Annotated in this window: 10 protein-coding genes, 1 tRNA gene and 3 rRNA genes; 10 read left to right on the top strand and 4 right to left on the bottom strand. The window is 55.6% G+C overall.

Annotated features, from left to right (window positions below):
- Positions 1–79: 79 nt before the first annotated feature.
- Positions 80–1369: a phosphoribosylamine--glycine ligase gene (gene purD, locus ACMYSN_RS13550; RefSeq protein ID WP_462495195.1), complete on the bottom strand. Its 1290-nt coding sequence runs from the start codon at positions 1367–1369 to the stop codon at positions 80–82.
- 15 nt (positions 1370–1384) lie between these two features.
- Complete coding sequence (gene purH / locus ACMYSN_RS13545) at positions 1385–2974, bottom strand: bifunctional phosphoribosylaminoimidazolecarboxamide formyltransferase/inosine monophosphate cyclohydrolase (RefSeq protein WP_462495194.1); 1590 nt, start codon at positions 2972–2974, stop codon at positions 1385–1387.
- A gap of 616 nt (positions 2975–3590) precedes the next feature.
- On the opposite strand from purH, the gene ACMYSN_RS13540 reads away from it, so the two are divergent.
- From ACMYSN_RS13540 to aceK, 8 genes are all read left to right on the top strand, one after another.
- Positions 3591–5130 (top strand): 16S ribosomal RNA (locus ACMYSN_RS13540).
- Between the two features lie 85 nt (positions 5131–5215).
- Positions 5216–5291: transfer RNA gene (locus tag ACMYSN_RS13535), tRNA-Glu, on the top strand.
- Between the two features lie 218 nt (positions 5292–5509).
- Positions 5510–8415: ribosomal RNA gene (locus tag ACMYSN_RS13530) — 23S ribosomal RNA — on the top strand.
- A gap of 94 nt (positions 8416–8509) precedes the next feature.
- Positions 8510–8625 (top strand): 5S ribosomal RNA (gene rrf / locus ACMYSN_RS13525).
- The 16S, 23S and 5S rRNA genes sit together here with 1 tRNA gene alongside, the layout of an rRNA operon.
- A 312-nt stretch (positions 8626–8937) precedes the next feature.
- On the top strand, positions 8938–9867 hold the full coding sequence (metA, locus tag ACMYSN_RS13520) for a homoserine O-succinyltransferase (protein ID WP_462495193.1): 930 nt from the start codon (positions 8938–8940) through the stop codon (positions 9865–9867).
- 260 nt (positions 9868–10127) lie between these two features.
- Positions 10128–11729: a malate synthase gene (aceB, locus tag ACMYSN_RS13515; protein WP_462495192.1), complete on the top strand. Its 1602-nt coding sequence runs from the start codon at positions 10128–10130 to the stop codon at positions 11727–11729.
- A gap of 88 nt (positions 11730–11817) precedes the next feature.
- Positions 11818–13122, top strand: a complete 1305-nt coding sequence (aceA, locus tag ACMYSN_RS13510) for an isocitrate lyase (protein ID WP_123757965.1) — start codon at positions 11818–11820, stop codon at positions 13120–13122.
- Positions 13123–13174: 52 nt separating this feature from the next.
- Positions 13175–14917, top strand: coding sequence for a bifunctional isocitrate dehydrogenase kinase/phosphatase (gene aceK / locus ACMYSN_RS13505; protein ID WP_462495191.1), 1743 nt, complete (start codon positions 13175–13177; stop codon positions 14915–14917).
- A gap of 30 nt (positions 14918–14947) precedes the next feature.
- On the opposite strand, the gene ACMYSN_RS13500 is transcribed toward aceK, so the two are convergent.
- Both ACMYSN_RS13500 and iclR read right to left on the bottom strand, forming a co-directional pair.
- A complete protein-coding gene (locus tag ACMYSN_RS13500) occupies positions 14948–15394 on the bottom strand; it encodes an ASCH domain-containing protein (protein WP_462495190.1) in 447 nt (148 codons plus the stop codon).
- Complete coding sequence (gene iclR / locus ACMYSN_RS13495; protein WP_462495189.1) at positions 15378–16205, bottom strand: glyoxylate bypass operon transcriptional repressor IclR; 828 nt, start codon at positions 16203–16205, stop codon at positions 15378–15380. The genes ACMYSN_RS13500 and iclR overlap by 17 nt, the downstream gene beginning before the upstream one ends.
- Before the next feature lie 194 nt (positions 16206–16399).
- On the opposite strand from iclR, the gene metH reads away from it, so the two are divergent.
- The gene (metH, locus tag ACMYSN_RS13490; protein ID WP_462495188.1) at positions 16400–20083 is read left to right on the top strand and encodes a methionine synthase; all 3684 of its coding nucleotides are present in this window, start codon (positions 16400–16402) and stop codon (positions 20081–20083) included.
- 227 nt (positions 20084–20310) lie between these two features.
- Positions 20311–21942 carry a Na/Pi cotransporter family protein gene (locus ACMYSN_RS13485; protein WP_462495187.1) on the top strand — a complete coding sequence of 544 codons (1632 nt, stop codon included), beginning with the start codon at positions 20311–20313 and terminating at the stop codon, positions 21940–21942.

The following is a 21942-nucleotide window of genomic DNA, read 5'->3' as shown; positions in this document are numbered from 1 at the left end:
CCGTTGATGATAAAAAAACGGGCGACTTCAATACTGAAGCCGCCCGTCGATAAGGCGATATTGAGGTGCCGCTCAGGCGTTAGTGCTGCTCGCGGGCGATTGCGCGCCAGCCGATATCGTCGCGGCTGAAGCTGCCGTCCCAATGAATGCCGGTGAGGAGCTCATAAGCACGCTTTTGTGCCTGGGCAACGGTATCACCCAGCGCCGTTACGCACAGGACGCGACCACCCTGGGTGACAACACGCTGGTCGTCGGTCAGCCTGGTACCGGCATGGAACACTTTGCCGTCTGCCGCATCGCTCTGCGGCAGGCCAAAGATCTCGTCGCCGGTGCCGTAGTTACCCGGGTAACCGCCGGCAGCAACCACCACGCCCAGTGAGGCACGCTCATCCCATTCGGAGGTTTTCTCGTCCAGTTTGCCATCGCAGGCAGCAAGACACAGATCCACCAGATCGGATTTCATGCGCAGCATGATCGGCTGCGTTTCCGGATCGCCGAAGCGGCAGTTGAACTCGATAACCTTAGGATTACCCTGCTTGTCGATCATCAGACCGGCGTAGAGGAAACCGGTATAGGTATTGCCTTCCGCCGCCATACCTTTGACCGTTGGCCAGATAATACGATCCATCGTGCGCTGATGAACGTCATCCGTCACGACCGGGGCCGGTGAGTAGGCGCCCATACCGCCGGTGTTCGGGCCGGTATCGCCGTTGCCTACGCGCTTGTGGTCCTGGCTGGTGGCCATCGGCAGGACGTGCTCGCCGTCGACCATGACGATAAAGCTGGCTTCTTCACCATCAAGAAACTCTTCGATCACGATACGGTGGCCCGCGTCGCCGAAGGCGTTACCGGCCAGCATATCCTGAACTGCGTCTTCCGCTTCTTTGAGCGTCATCGCGACGATAACGCCTTTACCGGCAGCCAGACCGTCCGCTTTGATGACGATCGGTGCGCCTTTCTCGCGCAGGTAGGCCAGCGCAGGCTCGACGTCGGTGAAATTCTGATATTCCGCGGTCGGGATGTTATGCCGTGCGAGGAAATCTTTGGTGAACGCTTTAGAGCCTTCCAACTGGGCGGCGCCTTCGGTCGGTCCGAAGATTTTCAGGCCAGCCGCACGGAAGGCATCGACCACGCCAATCACCAGCGGCGCTTCCGGGCCGACGATGGTCAGGTCGATCTTTTCGCGCTGGGCAAAGCTCAGCAATGCCGGAATATCGGTCACGCCGATATTCACGTTCTGCAGCGCAGGTTCCAGCGCGGTACCGGCGTTACCCGGCGCGACGTACACGGTGTCCACCAAAGGAGACTGTGCGGCTTTCCATCCCAGCGCGTGCTCGCGCCCGCCGTTACCAATCACTAATACTTTCATGTTCTGCTCCGTGAATTAATGGCGGAAGTGGCGCATGTCGGTGAAGATCATCGCGATGCCGTGTTCGTCGGCAGCGGCAATGACTTCTTCGTCGCGAATGGAGCCGCCTGGTTGAATCACGCAGGTGACGCCCACCGCGGCAGCCGCATCGATACCATCACGGAACGGGAAGAAGGCATCGGAGGCCATCGCTGAGCCTTTGACTTCCAGACCTTCGTCACCGGCTTTAATGCCAGCAATTTTAGCGGAGTAGACGCGGCTCATCTGGCCCGCGCCAATGCCGATGGTCATGTTCTCTTTGGCATACACAATGGCGTTGGATTTCACGAACTTTGCCACTTTCCAGCAGAACAGCGCATCACGCAGCTCTTGTGCGTCTGGCTGACGTTTGGTGACCACGCGCAGATCATCGGCGATGACCATGCCCAGATCGCGATCCTGTACCAGCAGTCCACCGTTGACACGTTTGAAATCGAGGCCCGGCACGCGTGCTGCCCATTCGCCGCAGATCAGAACGCGGACGTTCTGCTTCGCTGCCGTAATTTTCAGCGCAGCTTCGCTGGCAGATGGGGCGATGATCACTTCGACGAACTGGCGAGAGATGATGGTCTGTGCGGTTTCGGCATCCAGCTCGCGGTTGAAGGCGATAATGCCACCGAAGGCTGAGGTTGGGTCAGTTTTGTAAGCGCGATCGTAAGCATCCAGAATAGTGTCGCTAACCGCGACGCCGCACGGGTTGGCGTGCTTAACAATGACGCAGGCCGGTTCGCTGAACTCTTTCACGCACTCCAGTGCCGCATCGGTATCGGCAATGTTGTTATAAGAGAGGGCCTTGCCCTGCACCTGCTGCGCGGTGGCGACGGAGGCTTCTTTAATGCTTTCTTCTATATAGAAGGCTGCCTGCTGGTGGCTGTTCTCACCGTAACGCATATCCTGCTTCTTAATGAAGTTCAGATTCAGCGTGCGTGGGAAACGGCCGGATGCTTCCTGCGTCTCACCATGATAGGCCGGAACCATGCTGCCAAAGTAGTTGGCGATCATGCTGTCATAGGCGGCGGTGTGTTCGAAAGCTTTAATCGCGAGGTCGAAGCGGGTAGCCAGGGTCAGGGAGCTGTCGTTGGCGTCCATCTCTTTAATAATGGCGTCGTAGTCACTGCTCTTTACCACGATAGCGACGTCTTTATGGTTCTTGGCCGCGGAGCGCACCATGGTAGGGCCGCCGATATCGATATTTTCGACCGCATCTTCCAGCGAGCAACCTTCACGTGCGACGGTTTCCGCAAACGGGTAAAGGTTAACAACCACCATATCAATAGGAGAGATGGCGTGCTGCGCCATGATCTCATCATCCTGGCCGCGACGGCCGAGGATGCCGCCATGCACTTTTGGATGCAGAGTCTTAACACGTCCATCCATCATTTCCGGGAAACCGGTGTAGTCAGAGACTTCGGTTACCGGCAGACCTTTATCAGCCAGCAGGCGTGCGGTACCACCCGTAGACAGTAGCTCAACACCACGAGCGGAAAGCGCCTGCGCGAATTCGACGATACCGGCCTTGTCAGAAACACTGAGCAGGGCGCGGCGGACTGGACGACGTTGTTGCATGGTATTAAATCCCCAGGATTTGAACATTACAGAGAGCGTTAGGTGAGTTTTTGTCTAAAAACTCACCTAACGCACCCAACCGGGCATCCGTGTTATTGCGCGGCATTGTAACGAAAACGTTTGCGCAACGCTCGCGAATTTTGATCTTTCTCTTTTACACAGCGATCTCTTCTATATAGAAGGGCATTTTGCCGACCTTTGTCAGGGCGAGATGGCCTGTGTCTGTGGATAATTCTGTGTGTAACAGGGTATAAAGCGGGGTTTTGCTGGGGAATGCAGCAGTCAGTCATTTTTCTGCAATTTTTCTATTGCGGGCGCTCGAGAACTCCCTATAATGCGCCTCCATCGACACGGAACAACGGCAAACAAGCCGCCGGGTTGAAAGAGAAAACTTCTGAAAAATGAGGTTGACTCTGAAAGAGGAAAGCGTAATATACGCCACCTCGCGACAGAGCGCTAAGCGCCGTCGCACTGCTCTTTAACAATTTATCAGACAATCTGTGTGGGCACTCAAAGTGACATGGATTCTTAACGTCCTCGGACGAAAAATGAATACCAAGTCTCTGAGTGAACATACGTAATTCATTACGAAGTTTAATTCACGAGCATCAAACTTAAATTGAAGAGTTTGATCATGGCTCAGATTGAACGCTGGCGGCAGGCCTAACACATGCAAGTCGAGCGGTAGCACAGAGAGCTTGCTCTCGGGTGACGAGCGGCGGACGGGTGAGTAATGTCTGGGAAACTGCCTGATGGAGGGGGATAACTACTGGAAACGGTAGCTAATACCGCATAACGTCGCAAGACCAAAGTGGGGGACCTTCGGGCCTCATGCCATCAGATGTGCCCAGATGGGATTAGCTAGTAGGTGGGGTAATGGCTCACCTAGGCGACGATCCCTAGCTGGTCTGAGAGGATGACCAGCCACACTGGAACTGAGACACGGTCCAGACTCCTACGGGAGGCAGCAGTGGGGAATATTGCACAATGGGCGCAAGCCTGATGCAGCCATGCCGCGTGTATGAAGAAGGCCTTCGGGTTGTAAAGTACTTTCAGCGAGGAGGAAGGCATTAAGGTTAATAACCTTGGTGATTGACGTTACTCGCAGAAGAAGCACCGGCTAACTCCGTGCCAGCAGCCGCGGTAATACGGAGGGTGCAAGCGTTAATCGGAATTACTGGGCGTAAAGCGCACGCAGGCGGTCTGTTAAGTCAGATGTGAAATCCCCGGGCTCAACCTGGGAACTGCATTTGAAACTGGCAGGCTTGAGTCTTGTAGAGGGGGGTAGAATTCCAGGTGTAGCGGTGAAATGCGTAGAGATCTGGAGGAATACCGGTGGCGAAGGCGGCCCCCTGGACAAAGACTGACGCTCAGGTGCGAAAGCGTGGGGAGCAAACAGGATTAGATACCCTGGTAGTCCACGCTGTAAACGATGTCGACTTGGAGGTTGTTCCCTTGAGGAGTGGCTTCCGGAGCTAACGCGTTAAGTCGACCGCCTGGGGAGTACGGCCGCAAGGTTAAAACTCAAATGAATTGACGGGGGCCCGCACAAGCGGTGGAGCATGTGGTTTAATTCGATGCAACGCGAAGAACCTTACCTACTCTTGACATCCACGGAATTTAGCAGAGATGCTTTAGTGCCTTCGGGAACCGTGAGACAGGTGCTGCATGGCTGTCGTCAGCTCGTGTTGTGAAATGTTGGGTTAAGTCCCGCAACGAGCGCAACCCTTATCCTTTGTTGCCAGCGATTCGGTCGGGAACTCAAAGGAGACTGCCAGTGATAAACTGGAGGAAGGTGGGGATGACGTCAAGTCATCATGGCCCTTACGAGTAGGGCTACACACGTGCTACAATGGCATATACAAAGAGAAGCGACCTCGCGAGAGCAAGCGGACCTCATAAAGTATGTCGTAGTCCGGATTGGAGTCTGCAACTCGACTCCATGAAGTCGGAATCGCTAGTAATCGTAGATCAGAATGCTACGGTGAATACGTTCCCGGGCCTTGTACACACCGCCCGTCACACCATGGGAGTGGGTTGCAAAAGAAGTAGGTAGCTTAACCTTCGGGAGGGCGCTTACCACTTTGTGATTCATGACTGGGGTGAAGTCGTAACAAGGTAACCGTAGGGGAACCTGCGGTTGGATCACCTCCTTACCTGAAAGAACCTGCCTTTGTAGTGTCCACACAGATTGTCTGATGAAAAGTAAATAGCAAGGCGTCTTGCGATTGAGACTTCAGTGTCCCCTTCGTCTAGAGGCCCAGGACACCGCCCTTTCACGGCGGTAACAGGGGTTCGAATCCCCTAGGGGACGCCACTTGCTGGTTTGTGAGTGAAAGTCGCCGACCTCAATATCTCAAAACTGGTTCTCCGGAATCACGTTTGAGATATTTGCTCTTTAAAAATCTGGATCAAGCTGAAAATTGAAACGACACACTGTTTCCTTTCTCCGTAATAAGAAAGGAAAAGCGGTGTGTTCGAGTCTCTCAAATTTTCGCAATACGGACTGTTTTACGAAACAGCTTCGGGTTGTGAGGTTAAGCGACTAAGCGTACACGGTGGATGCCCTGGCAGTCAGAGGCGATGAAGGACGTGCTAATCTGCGATAAGCGTCGGTAAGGTGATATGAACCGTTATAACCGGCGATTTCCGAATGGGGAAACCCAGTGTGATCCGTCACACTATCGTTAAGTGAATACATAGCTTAACGAAGCGAACCGGGGGAACTGAAACATCTAAGTACCCCGAGGAAAAGAAATCAACCGAGATTCCCCCAGTAGCGGCGAGCGAACGGGGAGGAGCCCAGAGTCTGAATCAGCGCGTGTGTTAGTGGAACGGTCTGGAAAGTCCGGCGGTACAGGGTGATAGCCCCGTACACTAAAATGCACACGTTGTGAACTCGAAGAGTAGGGCGGGACACGTGGTATCCTGTCTGAATATGGGGGACCATCCTCCAAGGCTAAATACTCCTGACTGACCGATAGTGAACCAGTACCGTGAGGGAAAGGCGAAAAGAACCCCGGCGAGGGGAGTGAAAAAGAACCTGAAACCGTGTACGTACAAGCAGTGGGAGCCTGATTTGTCAGGTGACTGCGTACCTTTTGTATAATGGGTCAGCGACTTATATTCTGTAGCAAGGTTAACCGTATAGGGGAGCCGCAGGGAAACCGAGTCTTAACTGGGCGTTAAGTTGCAGGGTATAGACCCGAAACCCGGTGATCTAGCCATGGGCAGGTTGAAGGTTGGGTAACACTAACTGGAGGACCGAACCGACTAATGTTGAAAAATTAGCGGATGACTTGTGGCTGGGGGTGAAAGGCCAATCAAACCGGGAGATAGCTGGTTCTCCCCGAAAGCTATTTAGGTAGCGCCTCGTGAACTCATCTTCGGGGGTAGAGCACTGTTTCGGCTAGGGGGTCATCCCGACTTACCAACCCGATGCAAACTACGAATACCGAAGAATGTTATCACGGGAGACACACGGCGGGTGCTAACGTCCGTCGTGAAGAGGGAAACAACCCAGACCGCCAGCTAAGGTCCCAAAGTCATGGTTAAGTGGGAAACGATGTGGGAAGGCACAGACAGCCAGGATGTTGGCTTAGAAGCAGCCATCATTTAAAGAAAGCGTAATAGCTCACTGGTCGAGTCGGCCTGCGCGGAAGATGTAACGGGGCTAAACCATGCACCGAAGCTGCGGCAGCGACACTATGTGTTGTTGGGTAGGGGAGCGTTCTGTAAGCCGTTGAAGGTGGCCTGTGAGGGTTGCTGGAGGTATCAGAAGTGCGAATGCTGACATAAGTAACGATAAAGCGGGTGAAAAGCCCGCTCGCCGGAAGACCAAGGGTTCCTGTCCAACGTTAATCGGGGCAGGGTGAGTCGACCCCTAAGGCGAGGCCGAAAGGCGTAGTCGATGGGAAACAGGTTAATATTCCTGTACTCGGTGTTACTGCGAAGGGGGGACGGAGAAGGCTATGTTAGCCGGGCGACGGTTGTCCCGGTTTAAGCATGTAGGCGGAGAGTTTAGGTAAATCCGGACTCTTGTTAACGCTGAGGTGTGATGACGAGGCACTACGGTGCTGAAGTAACAAATGCCCTGCTTCCAGGAAAAGCCTCTAAGCATCAGGTAACATCAAATCGTACCCCAAACCGACACAGGTGGTCAGGTAGAGAATACCAAGGCGCTTGAGAGAACTCGGGTGAAGGAACTAGGCAAAATGGTGCCGTAACTTCGGGAGAAGGCACGCTGATGGTAAGTGAAGCGACTTGCTCGTGGAGCTGAAATCAGTCGAAGATACCAGCTGGCTGCAACTGTTTATTAAAAACACAGCACTGTGCAAACACGAAAGTGGACGTATACGGTGTGACGCCTGCCCGGTGCCGGAAGGTTAATTGATGGGGTTATCCGTAAGGAGAAGCTCTTGATCGAAGCCCCGGTAAACGGCGGCCGTAACTATAACGGTCCTAAGGTAGCGAAATTCCTTGTCGGGTAAGTTCCGACCTGCACGAATGGCGTAATGATGGCCAGGCTGTCTCCACCCGAGACTCAGTGAAATTGAACTCGCTGTGAAGATGCAGTGTACCCGCGGCAAGACGGAAAGACCCCGTGAACCTTTACTATAGCTTGACACTGAACATTGAGCCTTGATGTGTAGGATAGGTGGGAGGCTTTGAAGTGTGGACGCCAGTCTGCATGGAGCCAACCTTGAAATACCACCCTTTAATGTTTGATGTTCTAACGTAGACCCGTGATCCGGGTTGCGGACAGTGTCTGGTGGGTAGTTTGACTGGGGCGGTCTCCTCCCAAAGAGTAACGGAGGAGCACGAAGGTTAGCTAATCCTGGTCGGACATCAGGAGGTTAGTGCAATGGCATAAGCTAGCTTGACTGCGAGCGTGACGGCGCGAGCAGGTGCGAAAGCAGGTCATAGTGATCCGGTGGTTCTGAATGGAAGGGCCATCGCTCAACGGATAAAAGGTACTCCGGGGATAACAGGCTGATACCGCCCAAGAGTTCATATCGACGGCGGTGTTTGGCACCTCGATGTCGGCTCATCACATCCTGGGGCTGAAGTAGGTCCCAAGGGTACGGCTGTTCGCCGTTTAAAGTGGTACGCGAGCTGGGTTTAGAACGTCGTGAGACAGTTCGGTCCCTATCTGCCGTGGGCGCTGGAGAATTGAGGGGGGCTGCTCCTAGTACGAGAGGACCGGAGTGGACGCATCACTGGTGTTCGGGTTGTCATGCCAATGGCATTGCCCGGTAGCTAAATGCGGAAAAGATAAGTGCTGAAAGCATCTAAGCACGAAACTTGCCCCGAGATGAGTTCTCCCTGACTCCTTGAGAGTCCTGAAGGAACGTTGAAGACTACGACGTTGATAGGTCGGGTGTGTAAGCGTAGCGATACGTTGAGCTAACCGATACTAATGAACCGTGAGGCTTAACCTTACAACGCCAAAGCTGTTTTGGTGAGCAGAGAGAAGATTTTCAGCCTGATACAGATTAACTGGGGTGCTTTTTAGCATCCTGGTAACAGAATTTGCCTGGCGGCAATAGCGCGGTGGTCCCACCTGACCCCATGCCGAACTCAGAAGTGAAACGCCGTAGCGCCGATGGTAGTGTGGGGTCTCCCCATGTGAGAGTAGGGAACTGCCAGGCATCAAATAAAGCAAAGGGCTCAGTCGAAAGACTGGGCCTTTTGTTTTTTCTGCGTTTTATTCCCTGTCATACTGATACATTGCCACAGTAAAATCTCTCTCCTATCAATCAATTATTCGCCAGCATTGCCCCTCAAACGCTGAATCATCACATTCTCTATGTTTCCTTGAGATTAAGCGCTGTATTCTATCCCGGACGTGGTTGAAACTTTTTCACCTTCTACTTGCAGACTCGACATTCTCCTTATTCCTGGTTATTGTTAGCTGTCTGGATGTCTAAACGTTTATACGTATGCTATGAGGTAATAAAGTTATGCCAATTCGGGTGCAGGACGAGCTACCAGCCGTCAATTTCTTGCGTGATGAGAACGTCTTTGTGATGACGGCTTCGCGTGCGACAACTCAGGAAATTCGTCCGCTGAAGGTGCTAATCCTTAACCTGATGCCGAAAAAAATCGAGACCGAGAACCAGTTTCTGCGTCTGCTCTCGAACTCTCCGCTGCAGCTTGATATCCAGCTGCTGCGTATTGACGCGCGTGAATCCCGCAATACGCCAAGCGAGCACCTCAATAATTTCTACTGTAACTTCGACGACATCTGCGACCAGAACTTTGATGGACTGATTGTCACAGGCGCCCCGTTAGGGCTGGTTGAATTTAATGACGTGGCCTACTGGCCGCAGATCAAACAGGTGCTGGAGTGGGGGAAAGATCACGTCACCTCCACGCTTTTTGTCTGTTGGGCGGTACAGGCCGCGCTCAATATTCTGTACGGCATTCCTAAACAAACCCGTTCTGAAAAAATTTCCGGCGTCTACGAACACCATATCCTGCATCCTCACGCCTTACTGACGCGTGGTTTTGATGACTCTTTCCTGGCACCGCACTCACGCTACGCCGATTTCCCGGCGGCATTGATTCGTGACTACACCGATTTAGAGATCCTGGCCGAAACGGAAGAGGGCGATGCCTACCTGTTTGCCAGCAAAGACAAACGCATTGCCTTCGTGACCGGACACCCTGAATACGATGCTAATACCCTGGCCAGCGAATTTTTCCGCGATGTTGAAGCCGGTCTGAGCCCGCAAATTCCCGACAACTATTTCCCACAAAACGATCCGCAAAACAAACCGCGCGCCACCTGGCGCAGTCATGGAAATCTGCTGTTTGCGAACTGGCTTAACTATTACGTTTACCAGATCACTCCATACGATCTGCGGAATATGAATCCGACTTTAGACTAATCATCCAGACAACGCGATCCTTAAGCGTTTCAGCATTTTGCCTCTGGCACCTTCGGGTGCCTTTTTTGTTTCCGAAATTCACTTCACGATTGCAATTAACTTTAATATCAATGTTATCAATATGTTGTAATGATATTAAATTAAAAATGGAAATTGTTTTTGATTTTGGAATTTTATTGAGTAGTCTTAGTTGTGTTGAGCGAAAAGCAGACAACGATCGTTCACTCGCGCCAGCGGGATCAACCAACAGGAGCTACACAATGACGCAACAGGCGACAATGACTGATGAACTGGCCTTTAACCGGCCATATGGCGAGCAGGAAACGCAGATTTTAACGCCTGAGGCGGTGGAATTTCTGACGGAACTGGTGAGCCGCTTTACGCCTGAGCGCAATAAACTGCTGGCGACCCGCCTGCAGCAACAGCAGGCGATTGATAACGGAACGCTGCCTGATTTTATTTCGGAAACGGCTTCCATTAGAAATGGTAACTGGACGATCCGCGGTATTCCCGCTGATTTGCAGGATCGCCGGGTGGAAATCACCGGACCCGTTGAGCGCAAAATGGTGATTAACGCCCTCAATGCCAACGTAAAAGTCTTTATGGCGGACTTCGAAGATTCGCTGGCGCCGGACTGGAACAAAGTGATTGATGGGCAGATTAACCTGCGCGATGCGGTGAACGGCACCATCAGCTACACCAACGAAGCCGGTAAAATTTATCAGCTCAAGCCCGATCCGGCGGTGCTGGTGTGCCGCGTACGTGGCTTGCATTTGCCAGAAAAACATGTGACATGGCGCGGCGAGGCGATCCCCGGCAGCCTGTTTGATTTCGCCCTCTATTTTTTCCACAACCACCAGAACCTACTGGCGAAGGGGAGCGGCCCTTATTTCTATCTGCCGAAAACCCAGGCCTGGCAGGAAGCGGCATGGTGGAGTGAAGTCTTTAGCTTCACTGAAGACCGCTTCAGTCTGCCGCGCGGCACCATCAAGGCCACGCTGTTAATCGAAACGCTGCCGGCGGTATTCCAGATGGATGAAATCCTGCATGCGTTGCGGGACCACATTGTCGGTCTGAACTGTGGCCGTTGGGATTACATTTTCAGCTATATCAAAACTTTAAAAAACCATGGTGACCGCGTATTACCGGATCGCCAGGTGGTCACCATGGATAAGCCTTTCCTCAGTGCTTATTCACGTTTGCTGATTAAAACCTGCCACCGGCGTGGCGCGTTTGCGATGGGTGGCATGGCGGCATTCATCCCCAGCAAAGATGCCGACCGTAACCGCCAGGTGCTCGGCAAAGTGACCGCCGATAAAGAACTGGAAGCCAACAATGGCCACGACGGTACCTGGATCGCACACCCAGGGCTGGCGGATACGGCGATGGCAGTTTTCAATCGCGTTCTGGGTGAACGTCCCAACCAGCTGTCCGTCGGCCGGGAAGAGGATGCGCCGATCGACGCTGAACAGCTGCTGGCACCCTGTGAGGGCGAGCGCACCGAAGTGGGGATGCGCGCCAATATCCGTGTCGCGGTGCAGTACATCGAAGCCTGGATCTCCGGTAATGGCTGCGTACCGATTTACGGTCTGATGGAAGATGCGGCGACCGCCGAAATATCGCGAACCTCCATCTGGCAATGGATCCACCACCAGAAAACCCTCAGCGACGGCACGCCGGTCACCAAAGCCCTGTTCCGCCAGTGGCTGGCTGAAGAGCTGATGGTAATTCAGGAGGAGCTGGGCGAACACCGCTACAGCAGCGGGCGCTTCGATGATGCCGCGCGCCTGATGGAACAGATCACCACCTCTGATGAGCTAATCGACTTCCTGACGCTGCCGGGCTACCGCCTGCTGGCATAAGCAACAGCTGAATGTGTTTGTCCGTGGCCACACAGCCTTCACCGATAAAGCCTGGGAAGCCAGGAATAAAATAATGGAGCATCTGCACATGAAAACCCGTACCCAACAAATCGAAGCATTAAACAAAGAGTGGACACAACCGCGTTGGGAAGGCATTACCCGCCCCTATAGCGCTGAGGATGTGGTGAAATTGCGCGGTTCCGTCAATCCGGAATGCACCCTGGCGCAGTTGGGCGCGGCCAAAATGTGGCGACTGCTGCATGGCGAAGCGAAAAAAGGGTACATCAACAGCCTCGGGGCGTTAACCGGCGGGCAGGCGTTGCAGCAGGCGAAGGCCGGCATCGAGGCGATTTACCTCTCCGGCTGGCAGGTGGCGGCGGATGCCAACCTTGCCTCCAGCATGTACCCGGATCAATCACTGTACCCGGCGAACTCTGTCCCGGCGGTGGTCGATCGGATCAACAATACCTTCCGTCGCGCGGATCAGATCCAGTGGTCGACCGGTATTGAACCGGGGGATCCGCGTTACACCGATTACTTCCTGCCGATCGTTGCCGATGCCGAAGCGGGGTTTGGCGGCGTACTGAACGCCTTTGAGCTGATGAAATCGATGATTGAAGCCGGTGCAGCGGCCGTTCACTTCGAAGATCAGCTGGCGTCGGTGAAGAAGTGCGGGCATATGGGCGGAAAAGTGCTGGTACCGACCCAGGAGGCGATCCAGAAGCTGGTCGCGGCACGCCTGGCGGCGGATGTCATGGGCGTCCCTACGCTGGTGATCGCCCGAACGGATGCCGATGCCGCCGATTTGATCACCTCTGACTGCGATCCGTACGATCGTGAGTTTGTCACCGGCGATCGCACCAGCGAAGGTTTTTTCCGGACACATGCCGGCATTGAACAGGCGATCAGCCGCGGGCTGGCCTACGCGCCCTATGCCGATCTGGTGTGGTGTGAAACCTCGAAACCGGACCTTGAGCAGGCTCGTCGCTTTGCCGAGGCCATTCACGCCCGCTTCCCTGGCAAATTGCTGGCCTATAACTGCTCACCGTCGTTTAACTGGAAGAAAAATCTGGATGACAGCACCATCGCCCGTTTCCAGCAGGCGCTGTCCGACATGGGCTACAAATACCAGTTCATCACGCTGGCGGGGATCCACAGCATGTGGTTCAACATGTTCGACCTGGCCCATGCCTACGCGCAGGGGGAGGGGATGAAGCACTACGTCGAGAAGGTACAGCAGCCGGAATTTGCCGCCGCTTCGCAAGGCTACACCTTCGTTTCTCACCAGCAGGAGGTGGGGACCGGCTACTTCGATAAGGTCACGACCATCATTCAGGGCGGGGCTTCCTCCGTCACGGCACTGACCGGTTCCACGGAAGAAGAGCAGTTCTGATCGTGTTCCCCCTCTCCCTGTGGGGGAGAGGGTCTGGGGTGAGGGGGAAGCTATGACGCGTGGCCTGGAATTACTGATTGCACAAACTATTTTGCAAGGTTTTGACGCGCAGTACGGGCGTTTCCTGGAAGTCACTTCTGGCGCGCAGCAGCGCTTTGAGGATGCTGACTGGCATGCGGTTCAGCAGGCCATGAAGCAACGTATTCACCTTTACGATCATCACGTTGGCCTGGTGGTGGAGCAGCTGCGCTGTATCACCGAAGGCAAAAGCACCGATGTGGATTTTTTGCTGCGGGTGAAAGAGCAGTACACCCGTCTGCTACCGGACTACCCGCGTTTTGAAATTGCCGAGAGCTTTTTTAATTCTGTCCATTGTCGACTGTTCGACCACCGCTCGCTGACTCCCGAGCGGCTGTTTATTTTCAGTTCGCAGCCTGCGCGCAGCGGTCGGGCGCTTCCCCGTCCGCTGGCAAAAAGCTTTTTCCCCGATCGCGGCTGGGAGACGTTGCTCAACAAAGTACTCACCGACCTGCCTCTGCGTTTACCGTGGCAAAACAAGGTGCGCGACATCGGCTACATTAGTGCGTCTTTGCAGGAGGCGCTGGGCAGTGAGATGCTCTCCCGCAGCCATCTGCAAGTGGCGAACGAGCTTTTTTATCGTAATAAAGCGGCCTGGCTGGTTGGAAAGTTGATCACCCCGGTCGCAACCTTGCCCTTTTTGTTGCCTGTCCATCGCAGCGATGAAGGTGAGCTGTTTATTGATACCTGTCTGACAACCCACGCCGAAGCCAGTATTGTCTTTGGCTTCGCCCGCTCCTATTTCATGGTCTACGCCCCGCTGCCCGGAGCGCTGGTCGAGTGGCTGCGCGATATTCTGCCCGGTAAAACCACCGCCGAGCTGTATATGGCCATTGGCTGCCAGAAGCATGCAAAGACCGAAAGCTATCGGGAATATCTCTACTACATCGGCCGCAGCAATGAGCAGTTTATTGAGGCGCCGGGGATCCGCGGGATGGTGATGCTGGTGTTTACCCTGCCGGGCTTTGATCGGGTTTTTAAAGTCATTAAAGACCGCTTTGCGCCGCAAAAGGAGATGACCGCCGCCCACGTGCGGGCCTGCTATCAGCTGGTGAAAGAACATGACCGCGTCGGACGTATGGCCGACACCCAGGAGTTTGAAAACTTCGTGCTGGAAAAACGGCAAATTGCTCCGGCGCTGATGGCGTTATTGCAGGCCGAAGCCGGGGCTAAAATCACCGATCTTGGCGACCGGATCGCCATCAGCCATCTCTATATTGAACGCCGCATGGTGCCGCTGAATATCTGGCTGGAGCAGGTGAGCGGCCAGGCGCTGCGCGATGCGGTGGAGGAGTACGGCAACGCGATCCGCCAGCTTGCCGCGGCGAATATTTTTCCCGGCGATATGCTGTTTAAAAATTTCGGTGTGACCCGCCATGGACGGGTGGTGTTTTATGATTACGATGAAATTTGCTACATGACCGAGGTGAATTTCCGCGAAATACCACCGCCGCGCTACCCGGAGGACGAGCTGGCGAGCGAACCGTGGTACAGCGTTTCTGCCGGGGATGTTTTTCCGGAAGAGTTTCGCCACTGGCTGTGCGCGGACCCGCGTATCGGACCGCTGCTGGAAGAAATGCACGCCGACCTGCTGCGGGCGGATTACTGGCGGGCGCTGCAGACGCGCATTCGCAACGGCCATGTGGAAGATGTCTATGCCTATCGCCGTCGCCAGCGCTTTTGCGTACGCTACGGCGCGATGCAGCAGGCGGGATAAAAACGTTATCGGGAGCCGCGGGTTCGCGGCTCAGGACAAGCGAGCGTCGGCAACCTCGATCAGCGCGAACTCTTCATAAATCAGCTCCATCTCCGGTGACCAGGTCCCTTCACGCTCGAAGAACGCCTGATGTCCCTGCTGCCAGTAGGCCAGACTCAAATCTCCTTCACCTTCCCGCGCGGCGAGCTCCGCGGTCATCTCATTAAAGCGAATGATTCGGAGGACCAGAGTGCGGATGACGCAGGCCGGCTCGCCGGCTCCGTTGAGCACGATGTGGTAGGCGCCAGGGGTGATGGGCGGGTTCTCCTGGCGATAGCTGGCAAGAGAGCCGCAGGTGCCGCGTTTTTTCCCGGTGATAACCAGATCCACCAGCTCATCGGCCAGCGCGGGGGAGTCGCCGAATGACCAGCAAAATGTACCGGGATACCGCTGTTGCCAGAGGGATTTCAGATCGTTCATGTTAGCGAATACCACCATATGCCAGCGTGACCTCTTTGGCCGCTTTAATCACCAGCGCGCCCAGTTCGGTGACCCGATCGTCAGTCATGCGGGAAATCGGGCCGGAGATAGAGATGGCGGCAAACGGCTCCCGATGTTCATCATAAATACAGGAGGCGACGCAGCGTAAACCGAGGGCATGCTCTTCATCATCAAACGAATAGCCGCGCTTGCGCGTCTGGGCCAGATCCTCTTTCAGATGGACCGGCGAAACCAGCGTCGCGTGGGTATAGGCGTGCAGGCCTTTGCGATGTAGCAGGCCGGTGACCTGTTCTTCGCTGAGCTGGGACAAAAACGCTTTCCCCGCCCCGGAGGCGTGCATCGGCAATTTCCCGCCAATCGGCGCGGACATTCGCATCAGCTGCGTACACTGAACCTGGTCGATGATAATCGCCTGGTGATCGCTTTGATCCAGGACGGCCAGGTTGACCGTTTCACCGGAGTCTTCCATCAGCTGGCGCAGAATCGGGTGGACGATCGCCAGCAGGTTACGGCTTTGCAGAAAGCTGCTGCCGACGATAAAGGCATGCGCGCCCACCGACCAGTGGCCCAGTTCGCCGACCTGGCGCACGAAGCCCAGTTGCTGCATGGTCGTCAACAGGCGATGGGTCGTGGAGTTGGGCAGACCGGCCTGTTGGGCCAGTTCGGTCAATGCAACGCTGCTGTGCGATTCAGCAATCCACTCGAGGAGTTTTAATCCGCGAGTAAGCGACTGAACCTGGCCGCCAGCCTGTGGGGCGGCGGGCGTCGCGGGTTTTCTGCCGCGCTTAGCGGGAACGGGAGTAGCCATCGCTGAATCCTTTTTTCTGTATCGTGGAAATAGTTTTCATTTTATTTGCGCAATTTGCAATCACAACCAGACTGATCGGATGAGTGAAGCTGAACATGTCTCATATTGCCCGTCGCTCTCTTTTCCGCATTGGTGGTTTATGCCAGTATGGTTTGTTGGCCTTTTGGCCTGGGTGAGCGTTGTCGGGAGCGAGTGTGAGCAGCAAAGTTGAACAACTGCATCAGCAGTTAAAAAAACGTATTTTGGTTCTTGATGGCGGCATGGGCACCATGATCCAGGGCTATCGTCTGAGTGAAGAAGATTTCCGTGGCGCACGCTTTGCCGACTGGCCCTGCGACCTGAAAGGCAATAACGACCTGCTGGTACTCAGCAAGCCGGAGGTGATTACCGCTATCCACGACGCCTACTTTGAGGCCGGGGCGGATATCATTGAAACCAACACCTTTAACTCGACCACTATCGCGATGGCGGATTACCAGATGGAATCCCTGTCGGCGGAAATCAACTTTGCCGCGGCACAGCTGGCGCGCGCCTGCGCCGATGCGTGGACGGCCCGGACGCCGGAAAAACCGCGATACGTCGCTGGTGTCCTCGGCCCGACTAACCGCACCGCCTCCATCTCCCCGGACGTTAACGACCCGGCCTACCGCAATATCACCTTTGATGGACTGGTAGAAGCATACCGTGAATCCACCAAAGCGCTGGTGGAAGGCGGCGTGGACCTGATCATGATTGAGACGGTGTTCGATACCCTGAACGCCAAAGCGGCGATCTTTGCCGTGAAAGAAGAGTTCGAGGCGCTGGGGGTGGATCTGCCCATTATGATCTCCGGCACCATCACCGATGCCTCCGGGCGTACGCTCTCCGGGCAAACCACCGAAGCCTTTTATAACTCGCTGCGGCACGCCGACGCGCTGACCTTCGGCCTGAACTGCGCGCTGGGCCCGGACGAACTGCGCCAGTATGTGCAGGAACTGTCGCGCATTGCCGAATGCTACGTCACCGCGCACCCGAATGCCGGGCTGCCAAACGCCTTTGGGGAATACGATCTCGACGCCGACACTATGGCGGCCCAGATCCGCGAATGGGCGGAAGCGGGCTTCCTGAACATCGTCGGCGGCTGCTGCGGCACCACGCCGGAACATATCGCCGCCATGTCACGCGCCGTGACGGGCCTGGCACCGCGCGCGCTGCCGGAGATCCCGGTGGCCTGTCGCCTGGCGGGCCTGGAACCGCTGAATATCGGCGATGACAGCCTGTTTGTGAACGTCGGCGAACGTACCAACGTCACCGGTTCTGCCAAGTTCAAACGCCTGATTAAAGAAGAAAAATATAACGAAGCGCTGGACGTTGCCCGCCAGCAGGTGGAAAGCGGCGCGCAGATTATCGATATCAACATGGATGAGGGGATGCTCGACGCCGAAGCGGCGATGGTGCGTTTCCTCAACCTGATTGCCGGCGAGCCTGATATTGCCCGGGTGCCGATTATGATCGACTCCTCGAAATGGGATGTCATCGAAAAGGGCCTGAAGTGCATTCAGGGGAAAGGCATCGTCAACTCTATCTCGATGAAAGAGGGGGTTGAGGCCTTCGTCGCGCATGCGAAAAAGGTCCGCCGCTACGGCGCAGCCGTCGTGGTTATGGCCTTTGACGAAGTCGGCCAGGCCGACACCCGCGCGCGCAAAATTGAAATTTGCCGCCGGGCGTACAACATTCTGACCAAAGAGGTGGGCTTCCCACCGGAAGATATTATTTTTGACCCCAATATCTTCGCTGTCGCCACCGGTATTGAAGAGCACAATAACTACGCCCAGGACTTTATCGGTGCCTGTGAAGACATTAAACGCGAGCTGCCGCACGCGCTGATTTCTGGCGGCGTCTCTAACGTCTCGTTCTCATTCCGTGGCAACGATCCGGTGCGCGAAGCGATTCACGCGGTGTTCCTCTACTACGCCATTCGCAACGGCATGGATATGGGGATTGTTAATGCCGGGCAGCTGGCTATTTATGACGATCTTCCGGCCGAGCTGCGCGACGCCGTAGAAGATGTGATCCTCAATCGCCACGCCGAGGGCACCGATCGCCTGCTGGAGCTGGCGGAAAAATACCGCGGCAGTAAAACCGATGACTCTGCCAACGCCCAACAGGCGGAATGGCGCAGCTGGGACGTGAAAAAGCGCCTTGAATACTCGCTGGTGAAAGGGATTACCGAGTTTATCGAGCTGGACACCGAAGAGGCGCGTCAGCAGTCGGCTCGCCCGATTGAGGTGATTGAAGGCCCGCTGATGGACGGCATGAACGTGGTCGGCGACCTGTTCGGCGAGGGCAAAATGTTCCTGCCGCAGGTGGTGAAATCGGCCCGCGTCATGAAACAGGCGGTCGCCTATCTGGAGCCGTATATCGAAGCCAGCAAGGAAAAAGGCTCCAGCAACGGCAAGATGGTGATTGCCACCGTCAAAGGCGACGTCCATGACATCGGTAAAAATATCGTTGGCGTGGTGCTGCAGTGTAATAACTACGAAATTATCGATCTTGGCGTGATGGTGCCGGCGGATAAAATCCTCAAAACCGCCCGCGAAGTGAATGCCGACCTGATTGGCCTCTCGGGGCTGATTACCCCGTCGCTGGATGAAATGGTCAACGTGGCGAAAGAGATGGAACGCCAGGGCTTTACCATTCCACTGCTGATTGGCGGTGCCACGACCTCGAAAGCGCATACGGCGGTCAAAATCGAGCAGAACTACAGTGGCCCGACGGTGTACGTGCAGAACGCCTCGCGCACCGTCGGGGTGGTGGCTTCGCTGCTCTCGGAGACCCAGCATGATGAGTTCGTCGCGCGCACCCGTAAAGAGTACGACACCGTGCGTATTCAACACGCCCGTAAAAAACCGCGCACGCCGCCGGTGACGCTGGCTGTTGCCCGGGATAACGATCTGGCCTTTGACTGGGAAAACTATACGCCGCCGGAGGTCCACCGTCTGGGCGTGCAGAGCGTAGAAGCCAGCATCGAAACCCTGCGTAACTACATCGACTGGACGCCGTTCTTTATGACCTGGTCGCTGGCCGGGAAATATCCGCGCATCCTTGAAGATGAAGTGGTGGGCGAAGAGGCGCAGCGGCTGTTCAACGATGCCAACGAGATGCTGGATATGCTGAGCGCCGGGAAGCAGCTCAACCCGCGTGGCGTGGTGGGACTATTCCCGGCAAACCGCGTGGGCGACGATATCGAAATCTATCGCGATGAAACCCGCACCCACGTCCTGACGGTCAGCCACCATCTGCGTCAGCAGACGGAAAAAGTGGGCTTTGCCAACTACTGCCTCGCCGACTTTGTCGCCCCGAAACTGAGCGGTAAAGCGGACTACATCGGCGCCTTTGCGGTCACCGGAGGGCTGGAAGAAGACGCGCTGGCGGAAGTGTTTGATGCGCAGCACGATGATTACAACAAGATCATGGTGAAAGCCATCGCCGACCGTCTGGCGGAAGCCTTTGCAGAATATCTGCATGAGCGGGTGCGTAAAGTCTACTGGGGCTATGCGGCGAATGAGAACCTCAGCAATGAAGAGCTGATCCGTGAAAACTACCAGGGGATTCGCCCGGCACCGGGTTATCCGGCCTGCCCGGAACACACCGAAAAAGCCGTTATCTGGGAACTGCTGGATGTTGAAGCCCAGACCGGTATGAAGCTCACCGAGTCGTTTGCCATGTGGCCCGGTGCCTCGGTTTCCGGCTGGTATTTCAGTCATCCGGATAGCAAGTACTACGCGGTGGCGCAAATTCAGCGCGATCAGGTGGAGGATTATGCCCGGCGTAAAGGGATGACCCCGGCCGAAGTTGAGCGCTGGCTGGCGCCAAACCTCGGGTACGACGCGGACTAGATCGCGGTCGGTCACAAATCTGTCATCTCACCTTACAACTTACAGGGCGCGTCAATCGCGCCCTGTCTCTTTATTGCTGCTAAACCCTTATACTGGGTATTGGTTCAGCACCTGCCGTCATCAACGGTAAGTGTTCTGGACGATGTAGCCCGGTTGAGTACTGCCGGGGGAATTCCTGGCGGGCTAGCGGTATTTATCCGTCGGGTAAGTAAGGAGAAAAAGAATCCGTGTTAACTCTGCTGCACCTGCTGTCTGCCGTCGCCCTACTGGTTTGGGGGACGCATATCGTTCGTACCGGCGTGATGCGCGTATTTGGTGCGCGCCTGCGCTCCGTGCTGAGTAGCAGCGTCGAGAAAAAGCCGCTCGCCTTCTGTGCGGGTATTGGCGTCACGGCGCTGGTACAGAGCAGTAACGCCACCACCATGCTGGTGACCTCGTTCGTGGCCCAGGATCTGGTGGCGTTGACGCCGGCGCTGGTGATTGTCCTCGGGGCTGATGTCGGTACCGCGCTGATGGCGAGGGTGCTGACCTTCGACCTCTCCTGGCTGTCACCGCTGCTGATTTTTATCGGGGTGATTTTCTTTCTTGGTCGCAAACAAACCCGCGCCGGGCAGCTCGGGCGAGTGGGTATCGGTCTGGGGCTGATTTTATTAGCGCTGGAACTGATCGTACAGGCGGTTCACCCCATTACGCAGGCCAACGGCGTACAGGTGATTTTCGCCTCGTTGACCGGCGATATCATGCTGGATGCGCTGATCGGCGCGATGTTTGCCATTATCAGTTACTCCAGCCTGGCGGCGGTGCTGTTAACGGCTACCCTGACCTCAACCGGCGTGATTTCGTTCCCGGTGGCGCTGTGTCTGGTGATTGGCGCCAACCTCGGCTCGGGGATTCTGGCGATGATCAACAACAGCGCCGCCAATGCCTCCGCGCGGCGCGTGGCGCTCGGTAGCCTGTTGTTTAAGCTGGTGGGCAGCCTGATTATCCTGCCGTTTGTCCATGTGCTGGCCGCTGTGATGCACCGGATGCCGCTGCCGGAAGCGGAGCTGGTTATCTACTTCCACGTCTTCTACAACCTGATCCGCTGCGTGGCGATGGTGCCGTTTGCTGAACCGATGGCCCGGCTGTGTAAGCGCCTGATCCACGAAGACCCTGAGCTTGATCCGCATCTTAAACCGAAGCACCTGGATACCTCGGCGCTGGATACGCCGACGCTGGCGTTAGCCAATGCCGCGCGTGAGACCCTGCGTATTGGTGACGCCATGGAGCAGATGCTGGAGGGACTGCACAAGGTGATGCACGGCGAACCGCGAGAGGAGAAGGAGCTGCGTCGGCTGGCTGATGACATTAACGTGCTCTATACCGCGATCAAGCTGTATCTGGCGCGGATGCCAAAAGATGAGCTGGCGGAAGAGGAATCCCGGCGCTGGGCGGAAATCATCGAAATGGCGCTGAACCTCGAGCAGGCCTCCGATATCGTCGAACGCATGGGCAGCGAAATCGCCGATAAATCTCTGGCGGCGCGGCGCGCCTTTTCCGTCGAAGGGCTGAAAGAGCTGGACGGCCTGTACGAGCAGCTACTCAGCAACTTACAGCTGGCGATGTCGGTCTTTTTCTCCAGCGACGTGCCGAGCGCCCGTCGTCTGCGCCGCAACAAACACCGTTTCCGGATCCTCAACCGCCGCTACTCGCATGCGCACGTCGACCGTCTGCACCAGCAGAACGTGCAGAGCATTGAGACCAGTTCGCTGCATTTGGGCTTACTGGGCGATATGAAACGTCTGAACTCGTTGTTCTGTTCCGTGGCGTATAGCGTGATGGAACAGCCGGATGAAGACGATGAGCGGGATGAGTATTAA

The sequence above is a fragment of the Klebsiella sp. R445 genome, assembly GCF_051131755.1.
In the GTDB taxonomy this organism is placed as follows: domain Bacteria; phylum Pseudomonadota; class Gammaproteobacteria; order Enterobacterales; family Enterobacteriaceae; genus Klebsiella; species Klebsiella lignicola.
The sequence above is the reverse complement of the archived record's forward strand: the minus strand, read 5'-3'. Positions and strand labels throughout refer to the sequence as shown.

Bases quoted from the DNA above. Each gene is read 5' to 3' on its own strand.
- aceA (WP_123757965.1), top strand. From the start codon at position 11,818: ATGAAAACCCGTACCCAACAAATCGAAGCATTAAACAAAGAGTGGACA.
- aceB (WP_462495192.1), top strand. From the start codon at position 10,128: ATGACGCAACAGGCGACAATGACTGATGAACTGGCCTTTAACCGGCCA.
- purH (WP_462495194.1), bottom strand. From the start codon at position 2,974: ATGCAACAACGTCGTCCAGTCCGCCGCGCCCTGCTCAGTGTTTCTGAC.
- metA (WP_462495193.1), top strand. From the start codon at position 8,938: ATGCCAATTCGGGTGCAGGACGAGCTACCAGCCGTCAATTTCTTGCGT.
- purD (WP_462495195.1), bottom strand. From the start codon at position 1,369: ATGAAAGTATTAGTGATTGGTAACGGCGGGCGCGAGCACGCGCTGGGA.
- iclR (WP_462495189.1), bottom strand. From the start codon at position 16,205: ATGGCTACTCCCGTTCCCGCTAAGCGCGGCAGAAAACCCGCGACGCCC.
- ACMYSN_RS13500 (WP_462495190.1), bottom strand. From the start codon at position 15,394: ATGGTGGTATTCGCTAACATGAACGATCTGAAATCCCTCTGGCAACAG.
- aceK (WP_462495191.1), top strand. From the start codon at position 13,175: ATGACGCGTGGCCTGGAATTACTGATTGCACAAACTATTTTGCAAGGT.